General features: G+C 49.0%; 24 protein-coding genes. 16 read left to right on the top strand and 8 right to left on the bottom strand.

Features of this window, described 5'->3' with window-relative positions; translation table 11 throughout:
* The first annotated feature begins 2 nt into the window (after nt 1–2).
* The 3 genes from srfAC to MJQ52_RS09725 all read left to right on the top strand — a co-directional run bounded on the left by srfAC (nt 3) and on the right by MJQ52_RS09725 (nt 6,022).
* Nucleotides 3–3,839: a surfactin non-ribosomal peptide synthetase SrfAC gene (gene srfAC / locus MJQ52_RS09735; RefSeq protein WP_071543290.1), complete on the top strand. Its 3,837-nt coding sequence runs from the start codon at nt 3–5 to the stop codon at nt 3,837–3,839.
* Nucleotides 3,840–3,858: 19 nt separating this feature from the next.
* Nucleotides 3,859–4,590 carry a surfactin biosynthesis thioesterase SrfAD gene (gene srfAD, locus MJQ52_RS09730; RefSeq protein ID WP_003156383.1) on the top strand — a complete coding sequence of 244 codons (732 nt, stop codon included), beginning with the start codon at nt 3,859–3,861 and terminating at the stop codon, nt 4,588–4,590.
* 121 nt (nt 4,591–4,711) lie between these two features.
* Nucleotides 4,712–6,022, top strand: coding sequence for an aminotransferase class I/II-fold pyridoxal phosphate-dependent enzyme (locus MJQ52_RS09725; protein ID WP_071543291.1), 1,311 nt, complete (start codon nt 4,712–4,714; stop codon nt 6,020–6,022).
* 35 nt (nt 6,023–6,057) lie between these two features.
* Here MJQ52_RS09725 and MJQ52_RS09720 read toward each other — a convergent pair whose 3' ends face one another.
* The 6 genes from MJQ52_RS09720 to MJQ52_RS09695 form a co-directional block, all read right to left on the bottom strand.
* The gene (locus MJQ52_RS09720) at nt 6,058–6,732 is read right to left on the bottom strand and encodes a 4'-phosphopantetheinyl transferase family protein (RefSeq protein WP_015388713.1); all 675 of its coding nucleotides are present in this window, start codon (nt 6,730–6,732) and stop codon (nt 6,058–6,060) included.
* A 98-nt stretch (nt 6,733–6,830) separates the two neighbouring features.
* The gene (locus MJQ52_RS09715; protein WP_077723128.1) at nt 6,831–7,478 is read right to left on the bottom strand and encodes a YczE/YyaS/YitT family protein; all 648 of its coding nucleotides are present in this window, start codon (nt 7,476–7,478) and stop codon (nt 6,831–6,833) included.
* A gap of 81 nt (nt 7,479–7,559) precedes the next feature.
* Nucleotides 7,560–8,303 carry a cystine ABC transporter ATP-binding protein TcyC gene (gene tcyC / locus MJQ52_RS09710; protein ID WP_077721779.1) on the bottom strand — a complete coding sequence of 248 codons (744 nt, stop codon included), beginning with the start codon at nt 8,301–8,303 and terminating at the stop codon, nt 7,560–7,562.
* A 12-nt stretch (nt 8,304–8,315) separates the two neighbouring features.
* On the bottom strand, nt 8,316–9,020 hold the full coding sequence (locus MJQ52_RS09705; protein ID WP_003156375.1) for an amino acid ABC transporter permease: 705 nt from the start codon (nt 9,018–9,020) through the stop codon (nt 8,316–8,318).
* Nucleotides 9,007–9,804, bottom strand: coding sequence for a cystine ABC transporter substrate-binding lipoprotein TcyA (tcyA, locus tag MJQ52_RS09700; protein ID WP_003156373.1), 798 nt, complete (start codon nt 9,802–9,804; stop codon nt 9,007–9,009). The genes MJQ52_RS09705 and tcyA overlap by 14 nt, the downstream gene beginning before the upstream one ends.
* Nucleotides 9,805–9,932: 128 nt before the next feature.
* On the bottom strand, nt 9,933–10,805 hold the full coding sequence (locus MJQ52_RS09695) for a LysR family transcriptional regulator (RefSeq protein ID WP_077721781.1): 873 nt from the start codon (nt 10,803–10,805) through the stop codon (nt 9,933–9,935).
* Nucleotides 10,806–10,896: 91 nt separating this feature from the next.
* On the opposite strand from MJQ52_RS09695, the gene MJQ52_RS09690 reads away from it, so the two are divergent.
* From MJQ52_RS09690 to MJQ52_RS09675, 4 genes are read left to right on the top strand one after another with little or no spacing between them, the layout of a single operon-like run.
* Nucleotides 10,897–11,511: a non-oxidative hydroxyarylic acid decarboxylases subunit B gene (locus tag MJQ52_RS09690; protein WP_094247902.1), complete on the top strand. Its 615-nt coding sequence runs from the start codon at nt 10,897–10,899 to the stop codon at nt 11,509–11,511.
* A 2-nt stretch (nt 11,512–11,513) separates the two neighbouring features.
* The gene (gene bsdC, locus MJQ52_RS09685; protein WP_003156369.1) at nt 11,514–12,935 is read left to right on the top strand and encodes a phenolic acid decarboxylase BsdC; all 1,422 of its coding nucleotides are present in this window, start codon (nt 11,514–11,516) and stop codon (nt 12,933–12,935) included.
* Between the two features lie 17 nt (nt 12,936–12,952).
* Nucleotides 12,953–13,180: a non-oxidative hydroxyarylic acid decarboxylases subunit D gene (locus MJQ52_RS09680; protein ID WP_003156368.1), complete on the top strand. Its 228-nt coding sequence runs from the start codon at nt 12,953–12,955 to the stop codon at nt 13,178–13,180.
* A complete protein-coding gene (locus MJQ52_RS09675) occupies nt 13,180–13,641 on the top strand; it encodes a hypothetical protein (protein WP_025853774.1) in 462 nt (153 codons plus the stop codon). Before MJQ52_RS09680 ends, MJQ52_RS09675 begins: the two co-directional genes overlap by 1 nt.
* A 42-nt stretch (nt 13,642–13,683) precedes the next feature.
* Here MJQ52_RS09675 and MJQ52_RS09670 read toward each other — a convergent pair whose 3' ends face one another.
* Nucleotides 13,684–15,162 carry a peptide MFS transporter gene (locus MJQ52_RS09670; protein ID WP_003156366.1) on the bottom strand — a complete coding sequence of 493 codons (1,479 nt, stop codon included), beginning with the start codon at nt 15,160–15,162 and terminating at the stop codon, nt 13,684–13,686.
* Nucleotides 15,163–15,440: 278 nt separating this feature from the next.
* Between MJQ52_RS09670 and MJQ52_RS09665 the strand changes: the two genes are divergently transcribed.
* Complete coding sequence (locus MJQ52_RS09665) at nt 15,441–17,186, top strand: right-handed parallel beta-helix repeat-containing protein (RefSeq protein WP_025853772.1); 1,746 nt, start codon at nt 15,441–15,443, stop codon at nt 17,184–17,186.
* A gap of 92 nt (nt 17,187–17,278) precedes the next feature.
* Here MJQ52_RS09665 and MJQ52_RS09660 read toward each other — a convergent pair whose 3' ends face one another.
* Nucleotides 17,279–17,500, bottom strand: coding sequence for a hypothetical protein (locus MJQ52_RS09660; RefSeq protein ID WP_025853771.1), 222 nt, complete (start codon nt 17,498–17,500; stop codon nt 17,279–17,281).
* A 121-nt stretch (nt 17,501–17,621) separates the two neighbouring features.
* Between MJQ52_RS09660 and gerKA the strand changes: the two genes are divergently transcribed.
* From gerKA to MJQ52_RS09620, 8 genes are all read left to right on the top strand, one after another.
* Entirely contained in the window at nt 17,622–19,262 is a 1,641-nt protein-coding gene (gerKA, locus tag MJQ52_RS09655; protein WP_025853770.1) for a spore germination protein GerKA, read from the top strand.
* Nucleotides 19,249–20,475 carry a Ger(x)C family spore germination protein gene (locus tag MJQ52_RS09650; protein WP_025853769.1) on the top strand — a complete coding sequence of 409 codons (1,227 nt, stop codon included), beginning with the start codon at nt 19,249–19,251 and terminating at the stop codon, nt 20,473–20,475. Before gerKA ends, MJQ52_RS09650 begins: the two co-directional genes overlap by 14 nt.
* Nucleotides 20,476–20,499: 24 nt before the next feature.
* Nucleotides 20,500–21,618: a GerAB/ArcD/ProY family transporter gene (locus tag MJQ52_RS09645; RefSeq protein ID WP_025853768.1), complete on the top strand. Its 1,119-nt coding sequence runs from the start codon at nt 20,500–20,502 to the stop codon at nt 21,616–21,618.
* Nucleotides 21,619–21,786: 168 nt separating this feature from the next.
* Entirely contained in the window at nt 21,787–23,112 is a 1,326-nt protein-coding gene (locus MJQ52_RS09640; protein ID WP_094247901.1) for an LLM class flavin-dependent oxidoreductase, read from the top strand.
* A gap of 13 nt (nt 23,113–23,125) precedes the next feature.
* Nucleotides 23,126–23,617 (top strand): GNAT family N-acetyltransferase, encoded by a 492-nt coding sequence (locus MJQ52_RS09635; RefSeq protein WP_015388710.1) that lies wholly within the window; start codon nt 23,126–23,128, stop codon nt 23,615–23,617.
* 28 nt (nt 23,618–23,645) lie between these two features.
* Entirely contained in the window at nt 23,646–24,437 is a 792-nt protein-coding gene (locus MJQ52_RS09630; RefSeq protein WP_025853766.1) for an amino acid ABC transporter substrate-binding protein, read from the top strand.
* Nucleotides 24,438–24,459: 22 nt separating this feature from the next.
* Nucleotides 24,460–25,134: an amino acid ABC transporter permease gene (locus MJQ52_RS09625; protein WP_003156350.1), complete on the top strand. Its 675-nt coding sequence runs from the start codon at nt 24,460–24,462 to the stop codon at nt 25,132–25,134.
* Between the two features lie 13 nt (nt 25,135–25,147).
* Entirely contained in the window at nt 25,148–25,897 is a 750-nt protein-coding gene (locus MJQ52_RS09620) for an amino acid ABC transporter ATP-binding protein (protein WP_025853765.1), read from the top strand.
* Nucleotide 25,898: the final 1 nt, after the last annotated feature.

Genomic DNA, 25,898 nt, shown 5'->3' with positions numbered 1-25,898 from the left:
AGATGAGCCAGTTCAAAAAAGATCAAGTTCAGGACATGTATTATTTGTCGCCGATGCAGGAGGGAATGCTGTTTCATACTCTCCTGAATCCCGGCCAAAGCTTTTACATCGAGCAGATGACAATGAAAGTAAAAGGCAGCTTGAATATCAAATGCCTTGAAGAAAGCATGAATGTGATCATGGACCGGTACGATGTATTTCGTACCGTGTTCATTCACGAAAAAGTAAAAAGGCCGGTCCAAGTCGTATTGAAAAAACGGCAGTTTCAGATAGAAGAAATCGATCTGACACACTTAACGGGCAGCGAGCAAGCATCCAAAATTAATGAATACAAAGAACAGGATAAGATCAAGGGCTTTGATTTGACGCGGGATATTCCGATGCGGGCAGCCATATTCAAAAAATCGGAAGAAAGCTTTGAATGGGTGTGGAGCTACCACCACATCATTTTGGACGGCTGGTGCTTCGGCATCGTCGTGCAGGATCTGTTTAAGGTGTACAATGCCCTGCGCGAACAAAAGCCGTACAGCCTGCCGCCGGTCAAACCGTATAAAGACTATATCAAGTGGCTTGAAAAGCAGGATAAACAAGCATCACTGCATTACTGGCGCGGGTACTTAGAAGATTTTGAAGGACAAACGACATTTGCGGAGCAAAGAAAGAAACAAAAGGACGGCTATGAGCCGAAAGAGCTGCTCTTCTCACTGCCGGAGGCGGAAACAAAAGCATTTACCGAGCTTGCAAAATCGCAGCATACCACTTTGAGTACGGCGCTGCAGGCGGTTTGGAGTGTATTAATCAGCCGCTACCAGCAGTCCGGCGATTTGATCTTCGGCACAGTCGTTTCCGGGCGTCCCGCAGAAATCAAAGGCGTTGAACATATGGTCGGGCTGTTTATCAATGCTGTCCCGAGGCGGGTGAAGCTGTCTGAGGATACCACATTTAACGGCTTGCTCAAGCAGCTGCAGGAGCAATCGCTGCAGTCTGAGCCTCATCAATATGTGCCGCTCTATGACATCCAAAGCCAGGCCGATCAGCCAAAGCTGATTGATCACATCATTGTGTTTGAAAATTATCCGCTTCAGGATGCAAAAAATGAGGAGAACAGTGAAAACGGCTTTGATATGGAGGACGTCCATGTTTTTGAGAAATCGAATTATGATCTCAACCTGATGGCTTCTCCAGGTGATGAGATGCTGATTAAGCTTGCCTATAACGGGAATGTGTTTGATGAGGCGTTTATCCTGCGCTTGAAATCCCAGCTTCTCACAGCAATTCAGCAGCTCATCCAGAATCCGGAACAGCCTGTCAATACGATCAGACTTGTTGATGAAAAGGAAAGAGAGCTTCTGCTTACCGGCTTAAACCCGCCGGCTCAGACTCATCAGGCGAAGCCTCTGACGGATTGGTTCAAGGAAGCGGTGAATGTAAATCCTGATGCACCGGCGCTTACGTATTCCGGCCAGACTCTTTCCTATCGCGAATTAGATGAGGAAGCGAACCGTCTTGCGCGCCGTTTGCAAAAGCAAGGTGCGGGTAAAGACACCGTTGTCGCGTTGTACACGAAGCGCTCGCTTGAACTGGTGATCGGCATTCTCGGCGTATTAAAAGCGGGAGCGGCTTATCTGCCGGTTGATCCGAAGCTGCCGGAGGACCGAATCTCGTACATGCTGACAGACAGTGCGGCAGCCTGTCTGCTGACACATCAGGAGATGGAAGAAAAAGCGGCTCAGCTGCCGTATACAGGAACAACACTCATCATCGATGATCAAGCACGGTTTGAGGAACAGGCAAGCGATCCTGCAATCGCAATTGATCCCGATGATCCGGCGTATATTATGTATACGTCCGGCACAACCGGAAAGCCGAAGGGCAATATCACCACTCATGCCAATATACAAGGATTGGTCAAGCATGTAGACTATATGGCATTTTCTGAACAAGATACGTTCTTATCTGTTTCGAATTACGCCTTTGACGCATTTACCTTTGATTTCTACGCATCAATCCTGAATGCGGCACGGCTCATTATCGCAGATGAACATACACTGCTTGATACAGAACGGCTCACTGATCTGATCCGGCAGGAGAATGTCAATGTCATGTTTGCGACAACCGCACTTTTTAATCTTCTCACCGATGCGGGAGAGGAGTGGCTGAAGGGGCTCCGCTGTGTGTTATTCGGGGGTGAGCGCGCGTCTGTGCCTCACGTCAGAAAGGCGCTTGAGATCATGGGGCCTGGCAAGCTGATTAATTGCTACGGGCCGACTGAGGGAACGGTGTTTGCGACAGCTCACGTCGTGCATGATATACCGGATTCCATTTCCTCATTGCCGATCGGAAAGCCGATCAGCAATGCAAGTATTTATATTCTTAACAGGCAAAACCAGCTTCAGCCGTTCGGAGCTGTCGGTGAACTGTGCATCAGCGGAATGGGTGTATCAAAAGGGTATCTGAACCGTCACGACCTGACGAAGCAAACGTTTATCCCAAATCCGTTCAAGCCGGGAGAAACGCTTTACCGAACAGGGGATTTAGCACGATGGCTGCCGGATGGAACGATTGAATACGCCGGGCGTATTGACGACCAGGTCAAAATACGCGGACACCGGATTGAACTTGAAGAAATCGAAAAGCAGCTGCAGGAATACCCGGGTGTGAAAGATGCGGTCGTTGTTGCAGACCGCCATGAGTCCGGAGATGCATCAATCAACGCCTATCTCGTGAACCGGACGCCGCTTTCAGCTGAAGACGTAAAGAGGCACTTGAAAAAACAGCTTCCTGCTTACATGGTGCCGCAAACCTTTACTTTCTTAGAGGAGCTTCCTTTAACGACAAACGGGAAGGTCAATAAACGGCAGCTGCCGAAACCGGATCAGGCTCAGGCGGCGAAAGAATGGATCGGGCCTCGAAACGCGACGGAAGAAACAATTGCACACATCTGGTCCGAGATTCTCGGCAGACAGCAGATCGGGATTCATGATGATTTCTTCGCGCTCGGAGGCCATTCCTTAAAAGCGATGACGGCAGCGTCGCGCATTAAAAAAGAGCTCGGTACGGACATCCCGGTGCAGCTGTTATTCGAAGCGACGACAATCGCAGACATTGCCGGTTATCTGCTTCACGGTGAAGAAAAAGGAATGAAAGATCTCACCATCATGAATAAAAATCAGTCTGACACACTGTTTGCGTTCCCGCCGGTTCTCGGTTACGGGCTGATGTACCAGCCGCTGGCAAAACAGCTGTCCGGCTATAGAATCTGTGCGTTTGATTTTATCGAGGAAGACAACCGCGTCGAACGCTACACAGAGCTGATCAATCAGCTCCAGCCGGAAGGACCGGTCAAGCTGTTCGGATACTCGGCAGGCTGCACGCTCGCCTTTGAAACAGCCAAACGGCTTGAATCCGAAGGACGTAAAGTGGAGCGGCTGATCATGGTTGATTCCTATAAAAAACAAGGCGTCAGCGACTTGGAAGGCCGCACCGTAGAAAGCGATGTCCAGGCGCTGATGAAGGTAAACCGGGATAACGAAGCGCTGAATGACGAAGCCGTCAAAGAAGGTCTCGCCAAAAAAACAAACGCGTTTTATTCTTATTTCGTGCATACCGTCAGCACCGGCACGGTCAATGCGGATATAGATCTATTAACGTCAGAACCGGACTTTGCGATGCCGCCGTGGCTCGCTTCGTGGGAGGAAGCCACGACAGGTGAATACCGTGTGAAAAAAGGCTGCGGCAGTCACGCAGAAATGCTTCAGGGAGAATGTCTCGAAAGGAATGCGGCATATTTGCTCGAATTCCTAAGGAAGGAACATCCGAAGCTGACAGCTTCACGATAGAAAAGGAGGAAGCCCGCCAATGGTCCAGCTCTTTAAATCGTTCGATACCACGGAAAAAACGCAGCTTATCTGTTTTCCGTTCGCAGGAGGCTATTCCGCATCATTCCGCCCGCTCCACACCTATCTTCAAGGTGAGTGTGAGATGCTTGCCGCGGAACCGCCGGGACACGGAACAAATCAAATGTCCGCCGTTGAGGATTTTGAACAGCTTGTCAGTTTATACAAGCAGGAGTTGAATCTCCATCCTGACCGCCCGTTTGTCCTGTTCGGCCACAGTATGGGAGGCATGGTCGCTTTCAGGCTGGCGCAAAAGCTGGAGCGGGAGGGGATTTACCCGCAGGCCGTGATCATCTCAGCCATTCAGCCGCCGCATATTGAAAGGAAAAAAGTGTCTCATCTTGATGATGAAAAATTTCTCGCCCATATTATCGAGCTGGGCGGAATGCCGCAGGAGTTAGTGGAGAATAAGGAGGTCATGTCATTTTTCCTGCCTTCTTTCAGATCCGACTACCGCGCGCTTGAAAGCTTCCGTCCGTCTGATTCTCACATGATTCAATCACCCGTCCATATTTTTAACGGGCGGAAAGATAAAAAATGTATCAAAGATGCGGACGGATGGAAAAAATGGGCCGACAATCCCGTATTTCATGAGTTTTCGGACGGCCACATGTTCATATTAAGTGAAACTGAAAAAGTGGCGGAACGAATATATGAGATTATTAACAGGAGCACTGCAGGCCAATTGTTATAGGAGATGACAGACAGCATTCGCTGTCTGTTTTTTGTAACAAAATCTGCCCGTGAGTTTTCTCATTTATCAAAAATTTTATGTTATGATTTGATGGAATATAATTTTGAAGGGATTGTCGTACATGAATGATGCAGCAAAAGAGCTGAACAGAACATTATCTGAAGAAAACCCGCACGTGCTTCATATGCTTTCTGATTTGGGCAGAGAGTTGTTTTATCCGAAAGGGGTGCTGACACAATCGGCGGAAGCGAAAGCCAAGGCCGGAAAGTATAATGCCACGATCGGGATTGCCACCTCACAAGGCGAGTCCATGCACTTTTCCCATATTCAAGAGACATTGTCCGCCTATAACCCCGATGATATCTACGATTATGCTCCGCCGCAGGGAAAAGAGCCGCTCAGACAGGAATGGCTGAAAAAAATGCGTCTCGAAAATCCTTCATTAGCCGGCAAAGATATCAGCACGCCGATCGTGACAAACGCTTTAACACACGGGCTGAGCATTGCCGCCGACTTGTTCGTCAATGAAGGGGATGCGCTGCTTCTGCCTGATAAATATTGGGGAAATTACAATTTCATTTTCGGTGTCCGGCGCAAGGCATCCATTGAGACGTACCCGCTTTTTCATCAGGATGGGCGTTTTAATGCGGCGGGGCTGTCCGAGCTGCTGAAAAAGCAGGAAGAAAAGGCGATTGTCGTGCTGAATTTCCCGAATAATCCGACAGGCTATACGCCGGGAGAAGAGGAAGCGGCAGAAATCGTCAGCGTGATCCTGGAGGCGGCGGAGGCCGGCAAAGAGATTGTCGTGCTCGTAGATGATGCGTATTACAATCTGTTTTACGATGAAACAGCCATTCAGGAATCCATCTTCAGCAAACTCGCCCAAGTGCACGACCGGGTGCTTTGCGTGAAAATAGACGGCGCGACGAAGGAAAATTACGCGTGGGGCTTCCGCGTCGGTTTTATTACGTACAGCACAAAAAGCGAAAAAGCGTTGCGCGTGCTCGAGGAAAAAACAAAAGGGATTATCAGGGGAACGATTTCAAGCGCCCCGCATCCGTCCCAAACGTTTATGCTGCGGGCGATGCAGTCACCGGAATACGAGAAAGAAAAATCGCTGAAATATAACATTATGAAAAAACGGGCTGACAAAGTGAAAGCCGTTCTTGCAGAAAACAAGCACTATGAAGACGTATGGACGCCTTATCCGTTTAACTCGGGTTATTTCATGTGTGTCCGGCTGAAAGACATAAACGCCGGCGAATTGAGAGTGTCGTTGCTTGAAAAGAGAGGAATCGGGACGATATCCATTAATGAAACCGATTTGCGAATCGCATTTTCATGTGTTGAAGAAGAACACATCGCGGATCTGTTCGAAGAAATTTTTCAAGAAGCAAAGCAGCTGCAGAAACAGGCGGAAATATCAGGCTGACAAAAAAGGAGGGGGACACCCTCCTTTTTCTATGCTTACAGCAGCTCTTCATACGTTTTCATCTCAATCCCGTCACAAAAATCGGGATGCGCCGCACAAACGGCCAGCTTATATTCCTCGTCCGCATCATATGTGCGGATGAAACAAGGTTCATGTCCGTCCGGGAGCTCAATGGACACATGGCCGTCGTCTTTGAGACGGACGCTGAATGAATCAAGCGGCAGGGAAAGCCCTTTTCCGGCCTGCTTGATAAAGCTTTCTTTCATCGACCACAGGTGGTAAAAATAATCGGTCTGCTGATCGGGGTGTTTTGCTTGCAGATCACTGTATTCCGTCGGCGAAAAAAAACGTTTGGCGATATCAATCGTGCCGGGCTTCATTTTTTCAATATCAATGCCGATCGGTTTTGAATCAACGGCACACACGATCCAGCGCCCGGAGTGGGAAATATTAAAGTGCATGTCCGGAAGCGCGGGGATGTACGGCTTTCCGTATTCCTGGACGCTGAATGAAATTGCGGCCGGATCAAGTCCGTAAGCCTTCGCCGCAGCCGTGCGGATCAGCATGTCGCCGATCAAGGTGCGGTGAGCATCCTCCTTATGGTAAAAGCGCCGGCATTTTTCCCGCTTTTCGGCGGACACGGCTGCCATCATCCGATCCTCTTCCCCTGCAGAAAGCGGGCGGTCCATATATACTCCGTAAATCTTCATGTCCAGATCCTCCGTCTGAAAATATTGTCAAAACCATCCTATCATATCAAACGAAAGCTGTCCGAAAATAAAAAAACAAAACCGTTTCGGCTTTGTTTTTAATGCACGGACGTTGCCCGCCCGGAGATCGCGTATGTTAACAGTTTAGAGGACTGCGGCAAAGAAAAACGCAGAATCAGCCCCGTCAAAACAGCCGTAATAATGGTTCCGGCGCCGATCGGTCCGCCCATCACCCAGGCTGCGGCAAGAATCGTCAGCTCAATGCCGTTCCGCACCCATTGCACGTTCCAGCCCGTTTTTTCAGATATCAGCATCATCAGAGAGTCCCGGGGGCCCGCGCCGAGCCCAGCCGATACGTAAATACCGACGCCGCAGCCGATCAGCAGCAATCCGATAGAAAAAAACACGGCCGCTAAGGAAAAAGCGTGCGCCTCAGGAAGCAGAAACGAGAAGAAATCAATAAACATTCCCATCAGCACCATGTTTAAGATAGCGCCGATTTTCGGGAGTGTCCTCGTGAACAGGCAGGTTAAAGCCACGATGACCGCGCCGACCAAGATGGACCATTGGCCGACAGATAGCCCGAAATGCTGAAAAAGCCCATAATGAAAGGCATCCCAAGGGCTGATGCCGAGAGCTTTTCCTTTAATGGTTAACGATACCCCGAAAGACAAAATCAACAGACCGGCAAAATAAAACGTCCAGCGCATCAAGAATTCCCGCTTCAAAGAGGTCCCTTCTTTCATAAAATTTCATTAATTGTCATTGTAGCATAACCGCCAAAAAAAAGAAGAAGCGAAATCAGTGTTTCGCTTCTTCTCCGGCTCCTACAAAGGATTCAGTATACGGTTTAAAAACCGCTGCGTGCGTTCTTCTTTCGGCGCGGAAAAAATCTGGGCCGGCGGTCCTTGTTCCACAATGACGCCGCCGTCAATGAAGATGACTTCATCAGCCACTTCCTGCGCGAATTTGATTTCATGGGTGACGACGACCAACGTCCAGCCTTCGTTCGCCAAATCCTTAATCACTTTGAGCACCTCGCCGACCAGCTCCGGATCAAGTGCTGACGTCGGTTCGTCAAACAGCATCAGCTCGGGCTGAATCGCAAGCGCGCGGGCGATGCCGACCCGCTGCTGCTGACCGCCGGAAAGCTGGAACGGATATAAATCCATTTTGTCTTTCAGTCCGACTTTTTCCAGAAGCTCCATCGCTTCTTTTCTGACTTGCTCCTTGTCGCGCTTTTGCACTTGAACGGGTCCTTCCATGACGTTTTCAAGCGCCGTGCGGTGAGGAAACAGATGATACGCCTGGAAGACCATGCCTGATTTGCGGCGGAGGCGGAGAATATCAGCCTGCTTCACTTTTTTAGAGAAATCTATTGAAAAATCGGAGAATGCCAGCTCGCCGCGATTGGGGATCTCAAGCGCGTTCAGACAGCGCAGAAGCGTCGTTTTTCCAGAACCGGACGGTCCCAGAATGGCGATGACTTTCCCTTTTTCTATCTCCATATCTATCTTTTTTAAAATTTCATTCTGTCCGAATGATTTATTTAATCCTTTGACGGAAAGCATATCGAAACCTCCTTATTTGGCCACATAACGGTCGAGACGCCGTTCGATCACATGCTGTACGATTGACAGCAAGAAGCAGATGATCCAATAAATAAAGGCGGCTTCAATATAGATGACCAAGATTTGATCAAGGTTTTGCGCGCCGATTTCCTGCGCTTTTCTGAACAGCTCCGCGACGAGAATCTGTGACGCGAGAGATGTATCCTTGATCAGGCTGATAAATGTATTTGATAATGGCGGAATGGACACGCGAAACGCCTGCGGCAGGATCACGCGGAACAATGTCTTGCGATAGGTCATGCCGATCGTATAACCGGCTTCCCATTGCCCTTTCGGCACGGATGAAATAGATGCCCGGATGATTTCAGAAGCATAGGCGCCCACGTTTAATGAAAACGCGATGACTGCGCTTGGGAAAGGGTCCAGCGTAATATTAAATGTCGGGAACAGATAAAAAATGATGAACAATTGAACGAGAAGAGGAGTGCCGCGCACCGCTGATACGTATACGCTGAACACCCATCTCAATGGTTTCATATTTGACATTCTGGCGAGCGCCGTAATCAGCGCGATGATCATTCCGAAAATAAAGGAAAGAATGGTAAGGGGAATCGAATAATAGATTCCCCCGGAAAGAATCGGCCAGAATGACTGCTGCACCAAATCCCACGGAATGGCTGTTGCAATCACGGGTTCCGGCATGTTACTTAGAAACATCTTCGCCGAACCATTTTTTAGCTATTTTAGAAAGAGTCCCGTCCTCTTTCATTTCTTTTAACGCTTTGTTGACGTGAGTCACAAGTTCGCCGCTTCCTTTTCGGAATGCGAAATACGTCTGCTGCGGCTGGCCTGCTTCAAACGCGATTTTCACGTTTTTATTGCCGGACGTTTTTAAGTAGTTCAGTACGGCAAGCTTATCGTTATAAGTCAGATCAGCGCGGCCCTGCTGAATGAGCTGAAGGGATTGCGCCATGCCTTCAACGCCTTCAATTTTCGCGCCGGCTTCTTTCGCTAATTTATTGTAATTGCTTGTTAATGACTGAGCCGCTGTTTTTCCTTTGACATCAGCCTCTTTCGCAATCGTGCTGTCTTTTTTCGTCACGACGACTGCATTTGACGTTGTGTATTTATCAGAAAAATCATATTGGTTCTCACGGCCTGTTTTGCCGACTTGGTTGGCGACGACGTCAAACCGTTTCGCGTTTAAACCGGCAAACATGCTGTCCCATTGTGTTTCTTTAAAGTCAGCTTTCAGACCGAGGCGTTTCGCGACTTCTTGAATCACTTCAACATCATATCCGGTCAGTTTGTCAGTCTTTTTATCATGGAAGGTAAACGGTTCGTACGTTCCTTCTGTACCGACGGTCAGTACGCCTTTTTTCTTGACAGAAGCCCAAAGATCGCCGTCTTTTGACTTAGATCCGCTGTCCTGTGAGTTTCCGCAGGCTGCAAGCATTGCGATGCTGACCATCATGAACAAAGCGAATAATGCTTTTTTCATCTTCTTTATTCCCCACTTTTCTGAGTAGTTTTATTGAGAAAAAATAGCTCCCAATTGTAAAGGATAACTTTTTTTTAGTATGAGTCAAGTAATTGGTTTTCATAAGCGGGAATTCATCGTGTTCCGGATCAAAATAATTCCAAAAACTGTCTGACAGGCTTCGGCAGGTAGCTGTCTTTTCTCCAGATGACGGCCGGTGTCATGACAAACGGGTTGTCTTCGATGATAACCGTTTTGACATGCGAGCGCATATGGACGGGAATCATCGTCAAAGGCAGAATCGTGGCACCGAATCCTGATGATACGAGGCTCAAGAGCGTCGCGGAGTCATGGCATTCACAAACAACCTGGAGATCGAGACCGTACTGTTCACAAACTTGGAGGACTTGGTCATACACACCTCTTCCATTGACGGTGCGCAAAAGGATCAGAGGCAAAGAGGCGATGTCACTCAGTTTAATCGTTTCTCCGCACAGTCGTTTTGAATGCTCGGACAGTACCAATACACACGGAATGTCTTCAAGCTCCTTCGATTCAATGCCGTCGTTTTTAATCAAGGTGGTGGTGACGGCGGCGTCAATCTGCCGGGTTTCCAGAAGCTCCAGCAGTGAGACGGGCTCATCTTCCCAAATGTTAAAGGTGAGATGCGGAAACCGCTCTTTCATCTGTGACACTTTCTCAAGCATGAGCGCTGCGCAGTAAATGGTTGACCCGACGGCAAGTGTCCCGGCCACCTCCTCCTTCAGCTCTTGTACCTCGATTATAGCGTCCTCAAACTTATGAAGAATCTCTTTCGCTCTTTTCAAAAAGACATTTCCTTCATATGTGAGGGTCATTTGTTTCTTTTTATTGCGGTCAAACAGAATGACGCCCAATTCTTCTTCGAGCTGTTTCAGCTGTCTGCTTAAAGGCGGCTGTGCCATATGAAGCTTTTTGGCGGCCGTCGTGATTTTCTGCTCTTGGGCAATGGTGATGAAATAACGCAATTGCCGGATATCCATGAGAACGCGCTCCTTTCTATTATACCTTTAAGGTATGATACATAGATTTAACGAATATTTTTCATATGGATATATCAGGAGTATGATGGATTTGACACCACATTTCAAGCGTAAAGGAGGGGTCAATATGAAGCTCGTCATCGGAATGACCGGGGCAACGGGGGCCATATTCGGGATCAGGCTTTTAGAATATTTAAAAGCCGCGGAGATCGAAACCCATCTTGTCGTGTCTCCTTGGGCAAATGTCACCATTACACATGAAACCGATTATACGTTAAAAGATGTCGAGAAACTCGCATCCTATACGTATTCTCACAGAGACCAGGCAGCGGCGATTTCAAGCGGCTCGTTTGAAACGGACGGGATGATCATCGCTCCGTGCAGTATGAAATCACTGGCAAGCATCCGCACCGGAATGGCTGACAATCTGCTGACAAGAGCGGCTGATGTCATCTTGAAGGAGCGGAAAAAACTTGTGCTGCTGACAAGAGAAACGCCGCTCAGCCAAATTCATTTAGAAAATATGCTAGCGCTTACAAAAATGGGTTCCGTCATTCTTCCGCCGATGCCGGCATTCTATAACAAGCCGGCTGACATGGATGAATTGATAGACCATATTGTGTTCCGGACGCTCGATCAGTTCGGCATCCGTCTGCCGGAAGCGAAACGGTGGTACGGAATTGAAAAACAAAAAGGAGGAATCTGATAATGGCCTATCAGGATTTTAGGGAATTTCTCGCCGCTCTTGAAAAAGAAGGGCAGCTCTTAACCGTCAACGAAGAGGTAAAACCGGAGCCGGACCTGGGCGCCGCCGCGCGTGCAGCCAGCAATCTCGGGGATAAAACCCCTGCGCTTTTGTTTAACAATATTTACGGACATCATGATGCGCAGGTGGCTCTGAATGTCATCGGCTCGTGGCCGAATCACGCGATGATGCTCGGCATGCCGAAAGATACGCCTGTAAAAGAACAATTCTTTGAGTTTGCCAAACGGTACGATGCATTTCCGGTGCCGGTCAAACGGGAAGAAACCGCGCCGTTTCATGAAAATGAAATAACGGAAGATATCAATCTTTTTGACATCCTTCCGCTATTCAGAATCAACCAGGGGGACGGCGGCTACTATTTGGATAAAGCGTGCGTCATTTCCCGCGATCTTGAAGATCCGGACAATTTCGGCAAGCAGAATGTCGGCATTTACAGAATGCAGGTAAAGGGAAAAGACCGCCTCGGCATTCAGCCCGTGCCTCAGCATGATATTGCGATTCATCTTCGCCAAGCTGAAGAACGCGGCGTGAATCTTCCCGTTACGATCGCGCTCGGCTGTGAGCCGGTGATTACAACGGCTGCATCAACTCCGCTGTTATACGATCAATCCGAGTATGAAATGGCCGGCGCGATTCAAGGGGAGCCCTACAGAATCGTTAAATCTAAATTGTCTGATTTAGACATCCCTTGGGGCGCTGAAGTCGTTCTGGAAGGAGAGATCCTTGCGGGAGAACGGGAATACGAAGGACCTTTCGGTGAGTTCACGGGCCATTATTCAGGCGGCCGCAGCATGCCGGTCATCAAAATCAAACGGGTATATCATAGAAACAATCCGATTTTTGAACATTTATACTTAGGCATGCCATGGACGGAGTGCGACTATATGATCGGCATTAATACGTGCGTGCCGCTTTACCAGCAGCTCAAGGAAGCCTATCCGAACGAAATCGTCGCCGTGAATGCGATGTATACGCACGGGCTGATCGCCATTATTTCCACGAAAACGCGCTACGGCGGATTTGCCAAGGCGGTCGGCATGCGCGCCCTGACGACGCCGCACGGACTCGGCTACTGCAAAATGGTCATTGTCGTGGATGAGGATGTCGATCCGTTTAACCTGCCGCAAGTCATGTGGGCGCTCTCAACGAAAATGCATCCGAAACACGATGCAGTCATCATTCCTGATCTGTCCGTCCTTCCGCTTGACCCGGGGTCTGATCCGGCAGGGATGACACACAAAATGATTCTTGACGCCACGACGCCTGTCGCGCCGGAAACAAGAGGCCATTATTCGCAGCCGCTTGATTCCCCGCTGACAACGAAAGAGTGGGAACAAAAACTGATGGACTTAATGAATCAATAAGAAAGGATGAGGTTACTATGAAAACATGCCCGCGCTGTGAATCGCAAAAAGGAGAAACCGTCAGCCAATCGCCGGTCAAAGGCGCTTGGGAAATATACCAATGCCAAACCTGCTTTTTCACATGGAGATCCTGTGAACCGGAAAGCATCACGAATCCGGCGGCATTCAATCCGGCATTTAAAATCGATCCGAAAGAAACGGAGACGGCCACACATGTTCCCGCTGTCCCGGAAAGAAAAGCGTAATGCTGACGGAGCACTTGCCGGAGGCGCTTTACACGCTTTTAGACGGAACGGAGCTTGAAAAAAAGCAGCACGACGCATTTGTGCTCCAATCCGTGACAAAAGAAGGCCGTCCGCACGCGGCCATGATCAGCGCCGGTGAAATCGCGGCCGTGAGCAGAACAAATCTCCGGCTCGCCTTATGGAAAAACACGACGACCGTAAAAAGCCTGCTGCATTCGGGACAAGCTCTTTTCATCGCTTGGCACGGAGGAGCCGCATATTACGTCACATTGGAATGTAAGGCGCTTCCGCCGCTGAAAGAGGCGAAACACGAGCGGGAACGGTTCAGCTGCCGCGTGATCACCGTCAAGGAAGATCGGGCGAAATACGCGGATCTGACATCCGGACCGGCCATCCAGCTCCACGAACCGGAAGTTGTCCTGAAAAGATGGAGAGAAACACTTGAGGAGTTAAAACGATAGACGCACAAAAAAAGCCTGCGGACGATTCCGCAGGCTTTTCTTTTATTGTACGCCTTTCATCGCCCGTTTAATGACGGGAGACAGAAGAATTAAAATAATACCGAGAATGATCGAAACAAGACCGATTGAGCCGAAGTAGGCCGCTTCAGAAATCTTATCAAACAAACCGACTACTTTTGCGTTCAGGGCTTGACCGCAGGCGTTTGTTAAAAACCACATACTCATCGTCTGCGCTGAGAAAGCTGCAGGCGCAAGTTTCGTTGTGACGGATAAACCGACCGGTGAAAGGCAAAGCTCACCAAGCACAACCAAAAGGAAGCTGAGCACAAGCCAAAGCGGGCTCACAAGCTCCCCGCTTCCGCCCATAACCGGAAGCACCATGACTAAAAATGATAATCCGGCAAGGATAATGCCGATCGCGAATTTAATCGGTGTTGAAGGCTGGCGTTTGCCGAGCTTCATCCAGATCCATGCGAACACCGGCGCGAAAATAACGATGAATAACGGGTTCAGAGACTGGAACCATGAAGACTCAAGATGCATGCCCGCAAAGGAAAGTCTCGTGCGCTGATCCGCATATAAAGCAAGAATCGTCGCGCCCTGCTCCTGAATCGCCCAGAACATTGCCGCTGCAATAAACAGCGGAACATAAGCCGCAAGCCGTGATTTTTCCGTTTTCGTCGCTTTTTTGCTTGTGAACATCACGATAAAGTAAATAACCGGAATGACAATGCCGAGGATACTGACGGTGTCAATCACACGCTGGATCGTCAGCCAGCCGGTTTGAATCAGAACGATAATAACGGCTGCTGCGATGACCACTCCGATTCCCGTGCCGATCACTGATGATTTAGAAATCGGATTCGGTACATTGGAGCCTGCTTTGCCGAGGTATTTCTTTCTCGTAAGAGCGAAAACAATCAGTCCGAGGAACATACCGGCCGCGGCGCATCCGAAGCCTAAGTGGTAGTTGTACTTCTGTCCGAGTGTTCCGACAATTAGCGGCGCAAGCAATCCGCCGAGGTTGATCCCCATGTAAAAGATGCTGAAACCTGAGTCGCGGCGCTCGTCTTCCTTCGTATATAAATCTCCGACAACGCTGGATACGTTTGGTTTAAGCAGGCCGGTTCCGATAATGATCAGAGCCATGCTGGTAAAAAACGCCGCCGTGCTGCCGGGGAAGGCAAGAGCGATGTGCCCGAACATAATTAAAATTCCGCCGTAAAATACGGTGTTTGCCGTGCCGAATACCCGGTCGGCCAGCCATCCGCCGATGACGCTCGACATATATACGAGAGATCCGTATATGGACATGATGGCAACTGCGGTCGTTTTATCAAAGCCGAGACCGCCATGAGCGACTTCCGTGTATAAATAGTAAAGCAATATGGCTCTCATACCATAGTAGGAGAAACGCTCCCAAAATTCGGTGAAAAACAGTGTGAACAAGCCGCGGGGATGACCGAAAAAGCCTCGTTGCGGCACAGTTTCTGTTATAGATTCCTTATCAATAGATGCCACCTGAGCCAACCCTTTCTTAAAAAAGTGTATTACAAAAATCATATTCTTATATAATACTTGTGTCAATATAATTTATACTGAATTCAAAAAATTCCAGAATGAAAAGATATTAAAACGTTTAATATAGACGAATTTTCCTGATTCCAATGACTTATTTTGTTATATTATCTGACTAAACTATCTTTATAAACTTTTTTAATAAAATTTAAAGTATGTACAGGCGGAGCGGGATATGGCGGAATAAGATGACAATAAGAGAGGAAGGAGGAGATTATCACTTGCCGAATCGTATATTGGATATTACGGATTGCGGTGTGGCGGCAGACGGAAAAACCGATGTGACGGGCGCCATCAACCAATGCTTGGCCAGGGCCGTCAGCGAAGGCTGTCATACGGTGTTTTTTCCGCCCGGAACGTATAAAATCAACGGCACGCTTGGCGGGGACAGAAGCCAGCCGTTTCGGAACGCCGGGATTAACGTGCCGAGCCATCTCACCATCGTTTTAGATCCGGAATGCACGATTAAAGTGGCGCCGAACAGCTCCTGGGGCTACTCGGCTTTCTATATAGGCAGGCGTGAAAATGTCACCATCACCGGCGGCCGGATCATCGGGGAACGGGATGAACACACGTATACCAATGTCCCTTTGCGGTCGACCCATGAATGGGGGTTTGGAATCTGTATTGAAGGCAGCAGTAATGTGCTGATCGAAAATGTGAAGATTTCGGATTTTACGGGAGACGGCATAATTGTCAGCCCGCTCGGGTTAAAAACAAACAGTGATTACGAAACTTCAGAACAGGTGACCGTCCGCCGCTGTGAGATCAGGCAGTCAAGGCGGAACAACATTTCAATCACCGGCTGCAATACCGTTACGGTGGAAGAATGCGTGATTGAAGACGCCGGGCAAGGGAACGGAACGGCTCCGAAATTCGGAATCGATATTGAATCGTACGGAGAAGGCGATATTGATTATGAAGAAGCTCTTCATATTACGGTCCGCAACAACTTCTTTTCCGGAAACGCCGCAAGCTCAGTCACCAATTTTAACGGATATAATGTGTTAATTGAAGGAAATCATTCCGATAACACAATCAGCTACGGGTACGGGGCACATACCGTCATTTCGGGGAATGTCTTCTTTCGGTCAGACGGCGGCTCAAGGACCGCAGTCGCCGGACAAGGTGTGTCACAAGGACAGGACAGCAGCAATGCCGTCATTTCCAACAATCTGATTACCGGGTTTTCCACCGGAATAGATGTAAGGGGAAAAAGCGTCCTCGTCACCCACAACAAAATCAATCAATTTGAAAATACGGGCATTTCCGTCTATCAGGCAGAAGATGTGACCGTTGACGGCAATGTCATTGAAAACGGACGTTCCGAAACGAGACGAAGCACGGGGATACGGGCGACGCTGTCGGAGAACGCCGTCTTTACGAATAACACTCTGAATCAGGTGACAGACGGAATCACCATGTCGGCCGGCAGTAACATTGTAAAACAAAATGTGCTGAAATCGTTCAGCCGGGGCATATGGGTCACAGGCGGAAATGCCGTTATTGAAGGAAATACGCTCCTTCCGAATGCGTATCAGGGCGCCGCGGAGTCCTATGCCGTATCTGTGACAAATGACGCCGGGGCTGTCATCAAAGGCAATCTCTTTAAGAACTATAAAAACTATCCCGTATTCAGTTCAACATCCTCGGGAACCTCTGTCATCAGCAACCGCTTTGAATCATCACCGCTTATCGTTACCGTGTATCTGAACGCAGGCACGCATGAAGTCATAGACAATACGCTCACGATCAACCGAACAGCGGGCAGCCCGATCGGCATCTATCTGAACGGAGCCTCCAATTCCCTCGTTTCGGGCAATACCATCAACAACCTTTCCGCCGCTTCTGCTTCCGCCATCCAAACCAGCTCCTCCGCAAGTACTAAAATCATCGGCAACCGCATTATCAAAGGCGTCATTGTGAAACACGCGACAGATACGGAAAGCGGAAATATCGTCATCTGAGAACAATCTGCGCCGGAAAAATAAAAAGAACACATGAACTCCGAGAGAAGGAGGGATGTGTTCTTTTTTGACACAATACAGCCGTGCGCCTGTCAGGCATCTTTTTTACCTGATTTATATAAAGCGATCATTTCTCTGATTAAAAAGAGGGCGAATAAAAACAGCATCAGCCATTCTGAGAAGGTGGTCAATTTAAAAGCGGACAGGTTGTTTTGGACCGCTCCATAGAAACTGAAACCTTGCAGCATATCCATCGTTACTGAAATGATCAGACAGGCAGTCAGCAAAAATAATGAAACCCCCAATATTTTCATGCACATCACTCTCCCTTTTTATTCTTTTCGATTACGCAGAACTTATACAGACTTTCCGCCGTGCATAATCTTTTGCCGTACAGGAAGAATATGAAAAAAACGAGGAAAGGTTTTTTGCGATATGCCGCCATTTTTTAAGCAGAGGAAACAAAAAAAAGCCGATCAAAACGACCGTGACAATGAAGGCAGAAAAGAAGCGGACAGCCAGCCGGACAAAGAGCGGGATGAGCCGATCTCCCTCAGCTTAAAGCAAAATATGAAGAAGCTGTCTGAGAGGTTCGGCAACAGTGCCGATGTCGTCATCCGCCGGCTGAAAATCGGAAAAGAAGAGCTTCCGGCCGCAATTGTGTATATCGCCGGTTTGGTAGACGAACAGCTTGTCAGTCAATCCCTTCTGGAGGATTTAATTGACATCCCGTCCGTTCAGCCGGAACAAGCGGTCTGCCTGATATACGATAAAACGCTTGCGATCGGCGGGGTGAAAGAGGAAGAAAAATGGAAAAGCCTTTATGCCGGGCTGGTGGCGGGGAGCACGCTCATTTTTGTCGACGGGGCTGACAAGGCGCTGATCGCCAGCACGGAAGGGGGCGAGCACCGGTCCATTCAAGAGCCGAGCACTCAGGTCTCTTTCCGCGGCCCGCGGCAGGGATTCACTGAATCTCTGCAAACCAATATTTCCATGATCCGCAGGTATGTAAAAACGCCTGATGTATGGGTTGAAAAAATGGAGATCGGACACGAAACGAATACGGATGTCGCGCTGATGTATATTAACGGAATTTGCGATAAAAAGCTGATTAAGGAAGTCCGCAAGCGGCTGAAGCACATTGACATCGACAGCATTCTGGAATCCGGCTACATTGAACAGCTCATTGAAGACGCGCCGTTTTCTGTGTTCCCCACCGTATATCATACGGAGCGGCCGGACGTCGTGGCGGGGAATCTGCTGGAAGGACGATTTGCGATTATCGTGGACGGAACGCCGTTCGTTCTCATCGCGCCGGCCTTATTTATTCAATTTTTTCAATCCGTTGAGGATTATTATTCACGATTTGATATCGCCACAAGCATCAGGGTCCTGCGGGTTTTGATTTTCTTCATTTCACTGGTGGCGCCGGGGATTTATGTGGCGGCGACGACCTTTCACCAGGAAATGATTCCGACGCAGCTGCTGATTGTCATCGCTGCTCAGCGGGAGACGGTGCCGTTCCCGGCCGTGATTGAAGCGCTGACGATGGAAGTGGCCTTTGAGATTCTCAGGGAGGCGGGTGTCCGGCTTCCGAGAGTTGTCGGCTCCGCCGTTTCCATAGTCGGAGCGCTTGTCATCGGCCAGGCCGCCGTACAGGCCGGCATCGTCTCCCCGGCCATGGTTATCGTCGTCGCGCTGACGGCGATTGCCAGCTTTGCGACCCCGGCTTTTGACATGGCGATATCCGCGCGGCTGATCCGGTTTCTCTTTATTCTGTCAGCGGCGGTCATGGGATTTTACGGGCTGATTCTGGGCATTATCATGATGTTCGTCCATCTGTGCGGCCTGCGTTCATTCGGTTTTCCGTATATGTCCCCGCTCGCTCCTTTGACCCCGGGCGGGCTGAAGGATTCCATCCTCCGCGCTCCGTTATGGGCGGATGAAAAAAGGCCGGAACTGCTCGTGCAGGAAAACAACAGGCGCGAAGGGGAACATCAAAGACCGAAACCGGAGACATCCAGAGGAATGGTTAATAAAGATGTAGAAGAGGGCGACGGTAATGAAAAGACGTAAATGGATACTTATCCTTTGTACGATGGTTTCCCTTATGTTTGTATCCGGATGCTGGGATAAAAGGGAGCTGACTGATTTGGCTGTGATCTCCGCCATCGGTATTGACCGGACCGAAACGGGAAAATACGTCCTTCACTTGCAAATTATCAATCCGGGAAACGTGGCCGGCGGTCTGCAGGGCGGCGGAGCGGGAGACCGGCCTCCGGTTTCCGTCTATTCGGTGTCCGGAGACAATATGACGGAAGCTTTGAGAAAAGGCTCGATGAAAGTGTCCAGAAGGCTCTATTTTGCGCATACGAATCTCGTGGTGTTCAGTGAAAAACTGGCGAAAGAGGAAGGGCTCAGTTTTATTCTGGACAATCTTGACCGCGACACCGAATTCAGGACGACCGCAACCGCGGTTATCGCGCATAATTGCAAGGCTGAAGACATTATTAAAGTGCTGACGCCGATTGATAAAATCCCTTCCAATAAAGTGAACAAGACGCTCAGCTTCACGCAGGAACAATACGGCAGAGTCATTAAAACCAGCCTTCAGGACGTTCTGATTGATCTCGCTTCTCCGACCGGGTCGCCGTTTATACCGGGTTATGAAATGCACGGAGATGAAAAAGCCGGCCCTACAATGGAAAATACGCAGACGACTGAACCGAAAGCAGTGCTGTCAGCGGACGGACTGGCGGTGTTCAAAAAGGATGGGAGGCTGGATTACTGGATTGAGGATGACGACAGTGTGGGGGCTGTATGGCTGCTCAATAGGATCAAGCATACGTTCATCAATGCGGATTGGAAGAACGTGAAGCATGCAATCAGTCTGCAGGTCACCCGCCAGAATACAAAGGTGACGGCCACTTTTCCGAACGGAAAACCGCATATTCACGTGCATGCTCAGGTTGAGGGGCTGGTGGACGCTGTCAGATACCCTTTCCATCTGTCTGATCCGCAAGTGCTGATGACGATGCAAAAGGCGCTCAGCGTGCAGCTTGACAAAGATATCACCAAATCAATTGAAGATATAAAAGCCCGTAAGAATGACTTCGTCGGCTTCGGAGACCTGATCTATCGGAAGCATCCGGACAAATGGAAAAAGTTCAAAGGGAAGTGGGAGGAAGAATATTTCCCCAATCTCCCCGTAGATGTCAAAACGGAAGTCATTATCAGAAGAACGGGCTTGCGGAATAATCCTCTCTCAGACAAGCTTGAGCATGATTGATTTGAGGAGAAAGGAGCGAAGCGTATGGAAAATGCGAAAATCGGCACGCGTCAGCTGTTTATTATGATCATTTTGTTTGAATTGGGCAGTTCGTTATTGATCCCGCCGGGCACGATGGCCGGGCGGGATGCGTGGCTGTCCGTGCTTCTCGGGTGCGTTACCGGTCTCGGACTTTTCTACGTTTATCAGGCCCTGTATCAATTTTTTCCTGAGTCTTCACCGAGAGATTACATGAACGAACTGATCGGCAGACATCTGAGCTGGGCGGTCTCGCTTCTTTATATTCTCTATTTTTCTTATATCGCGGCCCGCGTATTGCGGGATTTTGGCGAAATGCTTGTCACCTTCGCCTACCAGGACACGCCGCTTTTAATTGTGAATGCCATGCTGATGATCGCCGCGATATTTGCGGTCAGAAAGGGTATTGAAGTGATAGCGAGAGCCGGCGAGCTGCTGTTTGGCATTATGTATTTTCTGACAGCCGTCGGGCTGATCCTCATTATCAGCTCAGGCACGATCAACCTCAGATTTCTCCAGCCCGTTTTAGCGGAGGGTGCAGGAACGGTCATTTATTCCGTGTTTAAACAGACGATGTTCATCCCGTTCGGTGAATTAATCGTGTTTGTCATGATTTTCCCTTATTTAAAAGATCGGAAAAAGGTGAAGAAAACCGGATTTCTGGCGATTATCATCAGCGGGCTGTTTTTGGCGATGTCAGTGGCGATTAATATTTGTGTGCTGGACGTCAACTTAATGCTCCGCTCTCAATTTCCGCTGCTGAGCACCATACAGACGATTAAAGTAGAAGAGTTTTTAGACCGGCTGGATGTCTTTTTCATGCTCGTGCTCGTCATCGGCGGTTTTTTCAAAGTCAGCCTTTTTACATATGCGGTTGTCGTGGGTGTGTCCACGCTGTTTAAAGAAAAAAATCCGTCTCAGCTGGCCTTTCCGGTCGGATTGGGGGTGCTGATTCTCTCCATCAGCATCGCAAGCAATTTTTCGGAACACATGAATGAAGGCTTAAACATTGTGCCGATCTATATTCATCTTCCGTTTCAAGTGCTGTTCCCCGTTTTGCTGCTTATCATTGCCGTTATTAAGAAAAAGGTCAAAGGGACCGTCTATACAGTTTCGAAGAAATAACCCGGACGGTGCGCCGGGTTATTTTTAAAATCATGATTTTTGTCTTAATGCATTGACAAACTTGCGTGACAATTGTACATTTTGATTTATTCTTATAAAATTACTAGGAAATATAGGTTTAGTGGAGTTAATATTTTCCGAACCGTATTTCAGAATAGAAGGAGATCCATCATGACAAAGAAAAAAGAAATCAAACTCGGTGTGTTTCTCGCGGGCACCGGCCATCATGTCGCTTCTTGGAGACATCCTCAGGCACCGGCGGACGCGAGCATGAATTTGGATTATTTCAAAGAACTGGCGAAAACGGCTGAGCGGGGGAAATTGGACATGCTGTTTTTGGCGGACAGTTTATCAATAGACGGCAAATCACATCCGAATGTGCTGACGCGCTTTGAGCCGTTTACGCTGCTGTCGGCGCTCGCTCAGGTCACATCCCGCATCGGTCTGACGGCGACCGCGTCTACCACATACAGCGAACCGTTCCATATCGCGAGACAATTTGCATCGCTTGATCATCTTTCCAACGGCCGAGCGGGCTGGAATGTCGTCACATCTTCGATTGAATCGACCGCGCTTAATTTCAGCGGCGAAAAGCATCTTGAGCACCATCTCAGATATCAGCGCGCGGAAGAATTCGTTGAAGTCGTCAAAGGATTATGGGATTCGTGGGAGGAAGACGCCTTTATCCGTGACAAAGAGTCAGGAGCATTTTTCGATAAAGAAAAAATGCATGAATTGAACCATAAAGGAACATATTTCTCCGTGAGAGGGCCGTTAAATGTCGCCCGCACACCTCAAGGGCGCCCGGTCATTATTCAGGCCGGATCATCAGGAGACGGAAAAGCGCTGGCCGCCAAAACGGCGGAGGTCATTTTCACCGCGCAAAATCATTTGGAGTCCGCGCAGGAATTCTATCAATCTATTAAAGAACAAGCGGCTTCTTTCGGCCGTGATCCTGAAAAAATCGCGATCATGCCGGGGATCTTTCCCGTTATCGCCGATACCGAGGAAGACGCGCAGGCAAAATATGAAGAGCTCCAAGATCTCATCATTCCGTCTGTCGGCCTGAACATTCTGCAAAACTATCTGGGCGGCGTCGACCTTTCCGCCTGCCCGCTTGACGGCCCGCTGCCTGAATTGGATGCGGATGCGTCGAATGCCGTTAAAAGCCGGTTCAAGCTCGTTCAGGAGATGGCCAAACGCGATAACATGACCATCCGCGAGCTGTACAAATATGTGGCGGGTTCAAGAGGCCATCATATCTTTGTCGGAACGCCAGAACAGCTTGCCGATAAGATGGAAGAATGGGTCGGAAAACAAGCTTGTGACGGTTTCAACATCATGCCGCCGCTTTTGCCTGAAGGTCTCACTCTTTTTGTAGACAAAGTGATTCCGATTTTACAAGAACGGGGCGTGTTCAGAAAAGAGTATGAAGGAACGACGCTCAGAGAACATTTCGGACTGGAAAAACCGACAAACCGATATGCCGACTAAAGGAGGGCTCATCATGTCAAGACAATACCGGCTCGCAACGGAGGCAGATGCTGATGAGCTGCTTTCACTGACACTGCGGGCGTATGAACCGATCCGCAAGCTCGGCATCAATTTTGCCGCTGCCACGGCGGATAAAGAACTCGTATTAACTAACATACAAAAAAACGCCTGTTACGTTTTGGAGGAAGACGGACGGATTCTGGCGACGATTTCTCTGCGGATGCCGTGGGGGCCGAATCCCGGGCCGTACGGTGTCCCTCATATTTGGTGGTTCGCCGTCGATCCTGAAACCGGTAAAAAAGGGACGGGCTCAGACATGCTGGAGTGGCTGGAGAACACAGTGCTCCGCGATACATTAAAAGCGCCTTTCGTGTCACTGGGCACAGCGGACAAGCATCCGTGGCTGATCGGCATGTACGAGCGGAAAGGCTACGTCCGCGCAGGCGAAAAGGATTTAGGAAAAGGGCACATCACCATCTATTTAAAAAAACAATTGCAGGATTAACATTTTAATAGGAAAAGGCGGGATTTCAATGAAGAAGAAAACATGGGCTTTGCTGCTGTCTGCCGCGCTTTTGGCGGTCTTAACAGCATGCGGAAACGGAAAAGAAAGCGAAGGCGGCGATAACGTGCTGCATGTCGGCGCCACGGGGCAAAGCTATCCGTTCGCATATAAAGAAAACGGCAAGCTGACAGGCTTTGACGTGGATGTCATGGAAGCCGTAGCGAAAAAAATCAACATGAAACTGGACTGGAAGCTGCTTGAATTCAGCGGACTGATGGGCGAGCTCCAGACCGGCAAACTCGACACCATCTCAAACCAGGTCGCTGTCACGGACGAACGCAAGAAAACGTATAACTTCACAGAACCGTATTCGTATGCGGGCACTCAAATCGTCGTCAAAAACGATAACAAAGACATCAAATCAGTCAATGATCTGAAAGGAAAAACAGTGGCGGCCGTTCTGGGCTCAAACCACGCGAAAAACCTTGAGAGCAAGGACCCGGATAAAAAAATCAACATAAAAACATATGAAACACAAGAAGGTACGCTGAAAGACGTGGCTTACGGACGGGTTGACGCCTATGTAAACAGCCGCAGCGTCCTGATCGCCCAGATCAAAAAGACCGGTCTGCCTCTGAAATTAGCAGGAGACCCGATTGTCTATGAAAAAGTCGCTTTCCCGTTTGCGAAAGATGCGGCTCACGATAAAATCCGCAAAAAAGTAAACAAAGCCATTGAAGACCTGCGGAAAGACGGCACGCTGAAAAAGCTGTCTGAAAAGTACTTTAACGAAGATATCACAAAGGAAGCAAAGCATTAAGAAACGGCGGTGAAAATCGAGAATGAACAGCATTGATTGGGGATTTATGTTTTCAGCTTTTCCCGCGTTAATCGAAGCCTTGCCGATCACATTACTAATGGCCGTCGCGGCCATGGTATTTGCCGTGATCGGCGGCCTTATATTAGCGCTTATCACAAAAAATCGTATTCCTGTGCTTCACCAGCTGTCAAAGGTGTATATTTCATTTTTCCGGGGCGTGCCGACGCTCGTGCAGCTTTTCTTAATTTATTACGGCCTGCCTCAGCTCTTTCCCGGAATGAGCAAGATGACGGCGTTAACTGCGGCGATTATCGGGCTAAGCCTGAAAAATGCCGCCTACCTGGCTGAAATCTTCCGCGCTGCGCTCAACTCAGTCGATGAGGGGCAGCTTGAAGCCTGTCTGTCTGTCGGAATGACAAAATCCCAGGCGTACAGACGGATCATTTTCCCGCAAGCCGTCAGAAACGCGCTTCCCGCGACGGGAAATACATTTATCGGCCTGTTAAAAGAAACATCGCTCGCTTTTACATTAGGAGTGATGGAGATGTTCGCCCAAGGAAAAATGTACGCATCAGGCAACCTCAAATATTTTGAGACGTATTTAGCCGTCGCGGTCATGTACTGGATTCTTACGATTATTTACAGTGTGCTGCAGGATCTGCTCGAACGGGCGATCAGCAAGCCTTATCGCACATAGGAGGAGGCTCAGGATGATACAAGTCAGACATATTCGAAAAGCATTTAAAGACCTTACCGTACTTGACGGGATCGATCTTGAGATCAAAAGCGGCGAAGTCACGGCCATCATCGGCCCGTCAGGCTCGGGAAAATCAACGCTCCTCCGCTGTCTGAATCTGCTGGAGCGCCCGGATGACGGCATCATTGAAATCGGCGATGCAAAGCTGAATGCAGCGTCCTATTCGCGCAAAGACGTACACAAGCTTCGCCAGCAGACGGCGATGGTGTTTCAGAATTACAACCTGTTCAAAAACAAAACCGCCCTGCAAAATGTGACAGAGGCGCTGATCACCGCGCAAAAGAAACCGAAAAAAGAAGCGGAACAGATCGGTATGGACCTGCTGCGGCAAGTCGGTTTAGAACACAAAGCGGACAGCTACCCGATTACGATGTCAGGCGGGCAGCAGCAGCGGATCGGGATTGCGAGAGCCTTGGCCGTTAATCCTCACGCGATTTTACTGGATGAACCGACTTCAGCCCTTGACCCTGAGCTTGTAGCCGGGGTGCTCCAAGTCATCAAATCAATCGCCGAAAAACAGACAACCATGATCATCGTCACGCATGAGATGGCTTTTGCGCGTGAAGTAGCCGACAAAGTTATTTTTATGGCGGACGGACGCATCATCGAACAGGGAACGCCGGAGGAGCTGTTTGACAATCCGCAGAACGAACGGACGAAAAAATTCATTAAGCAAGTGGGAGAGCCTGCCGAACTTGTCTAAG

Source organism: Bacillus sp. jun7, from assembly GCF_051034795.1.
Lineage (GTDB): Bacteria > Bacillota > Bacilli > Bacillales > Bacillaceae > Bacillus > Bacillus velezensis.
The sequence above is the reverse complement of the archived record's forward strand: the minus strand, read 5'-3'. Positions and strand labels throughout refer to the sequence as shown.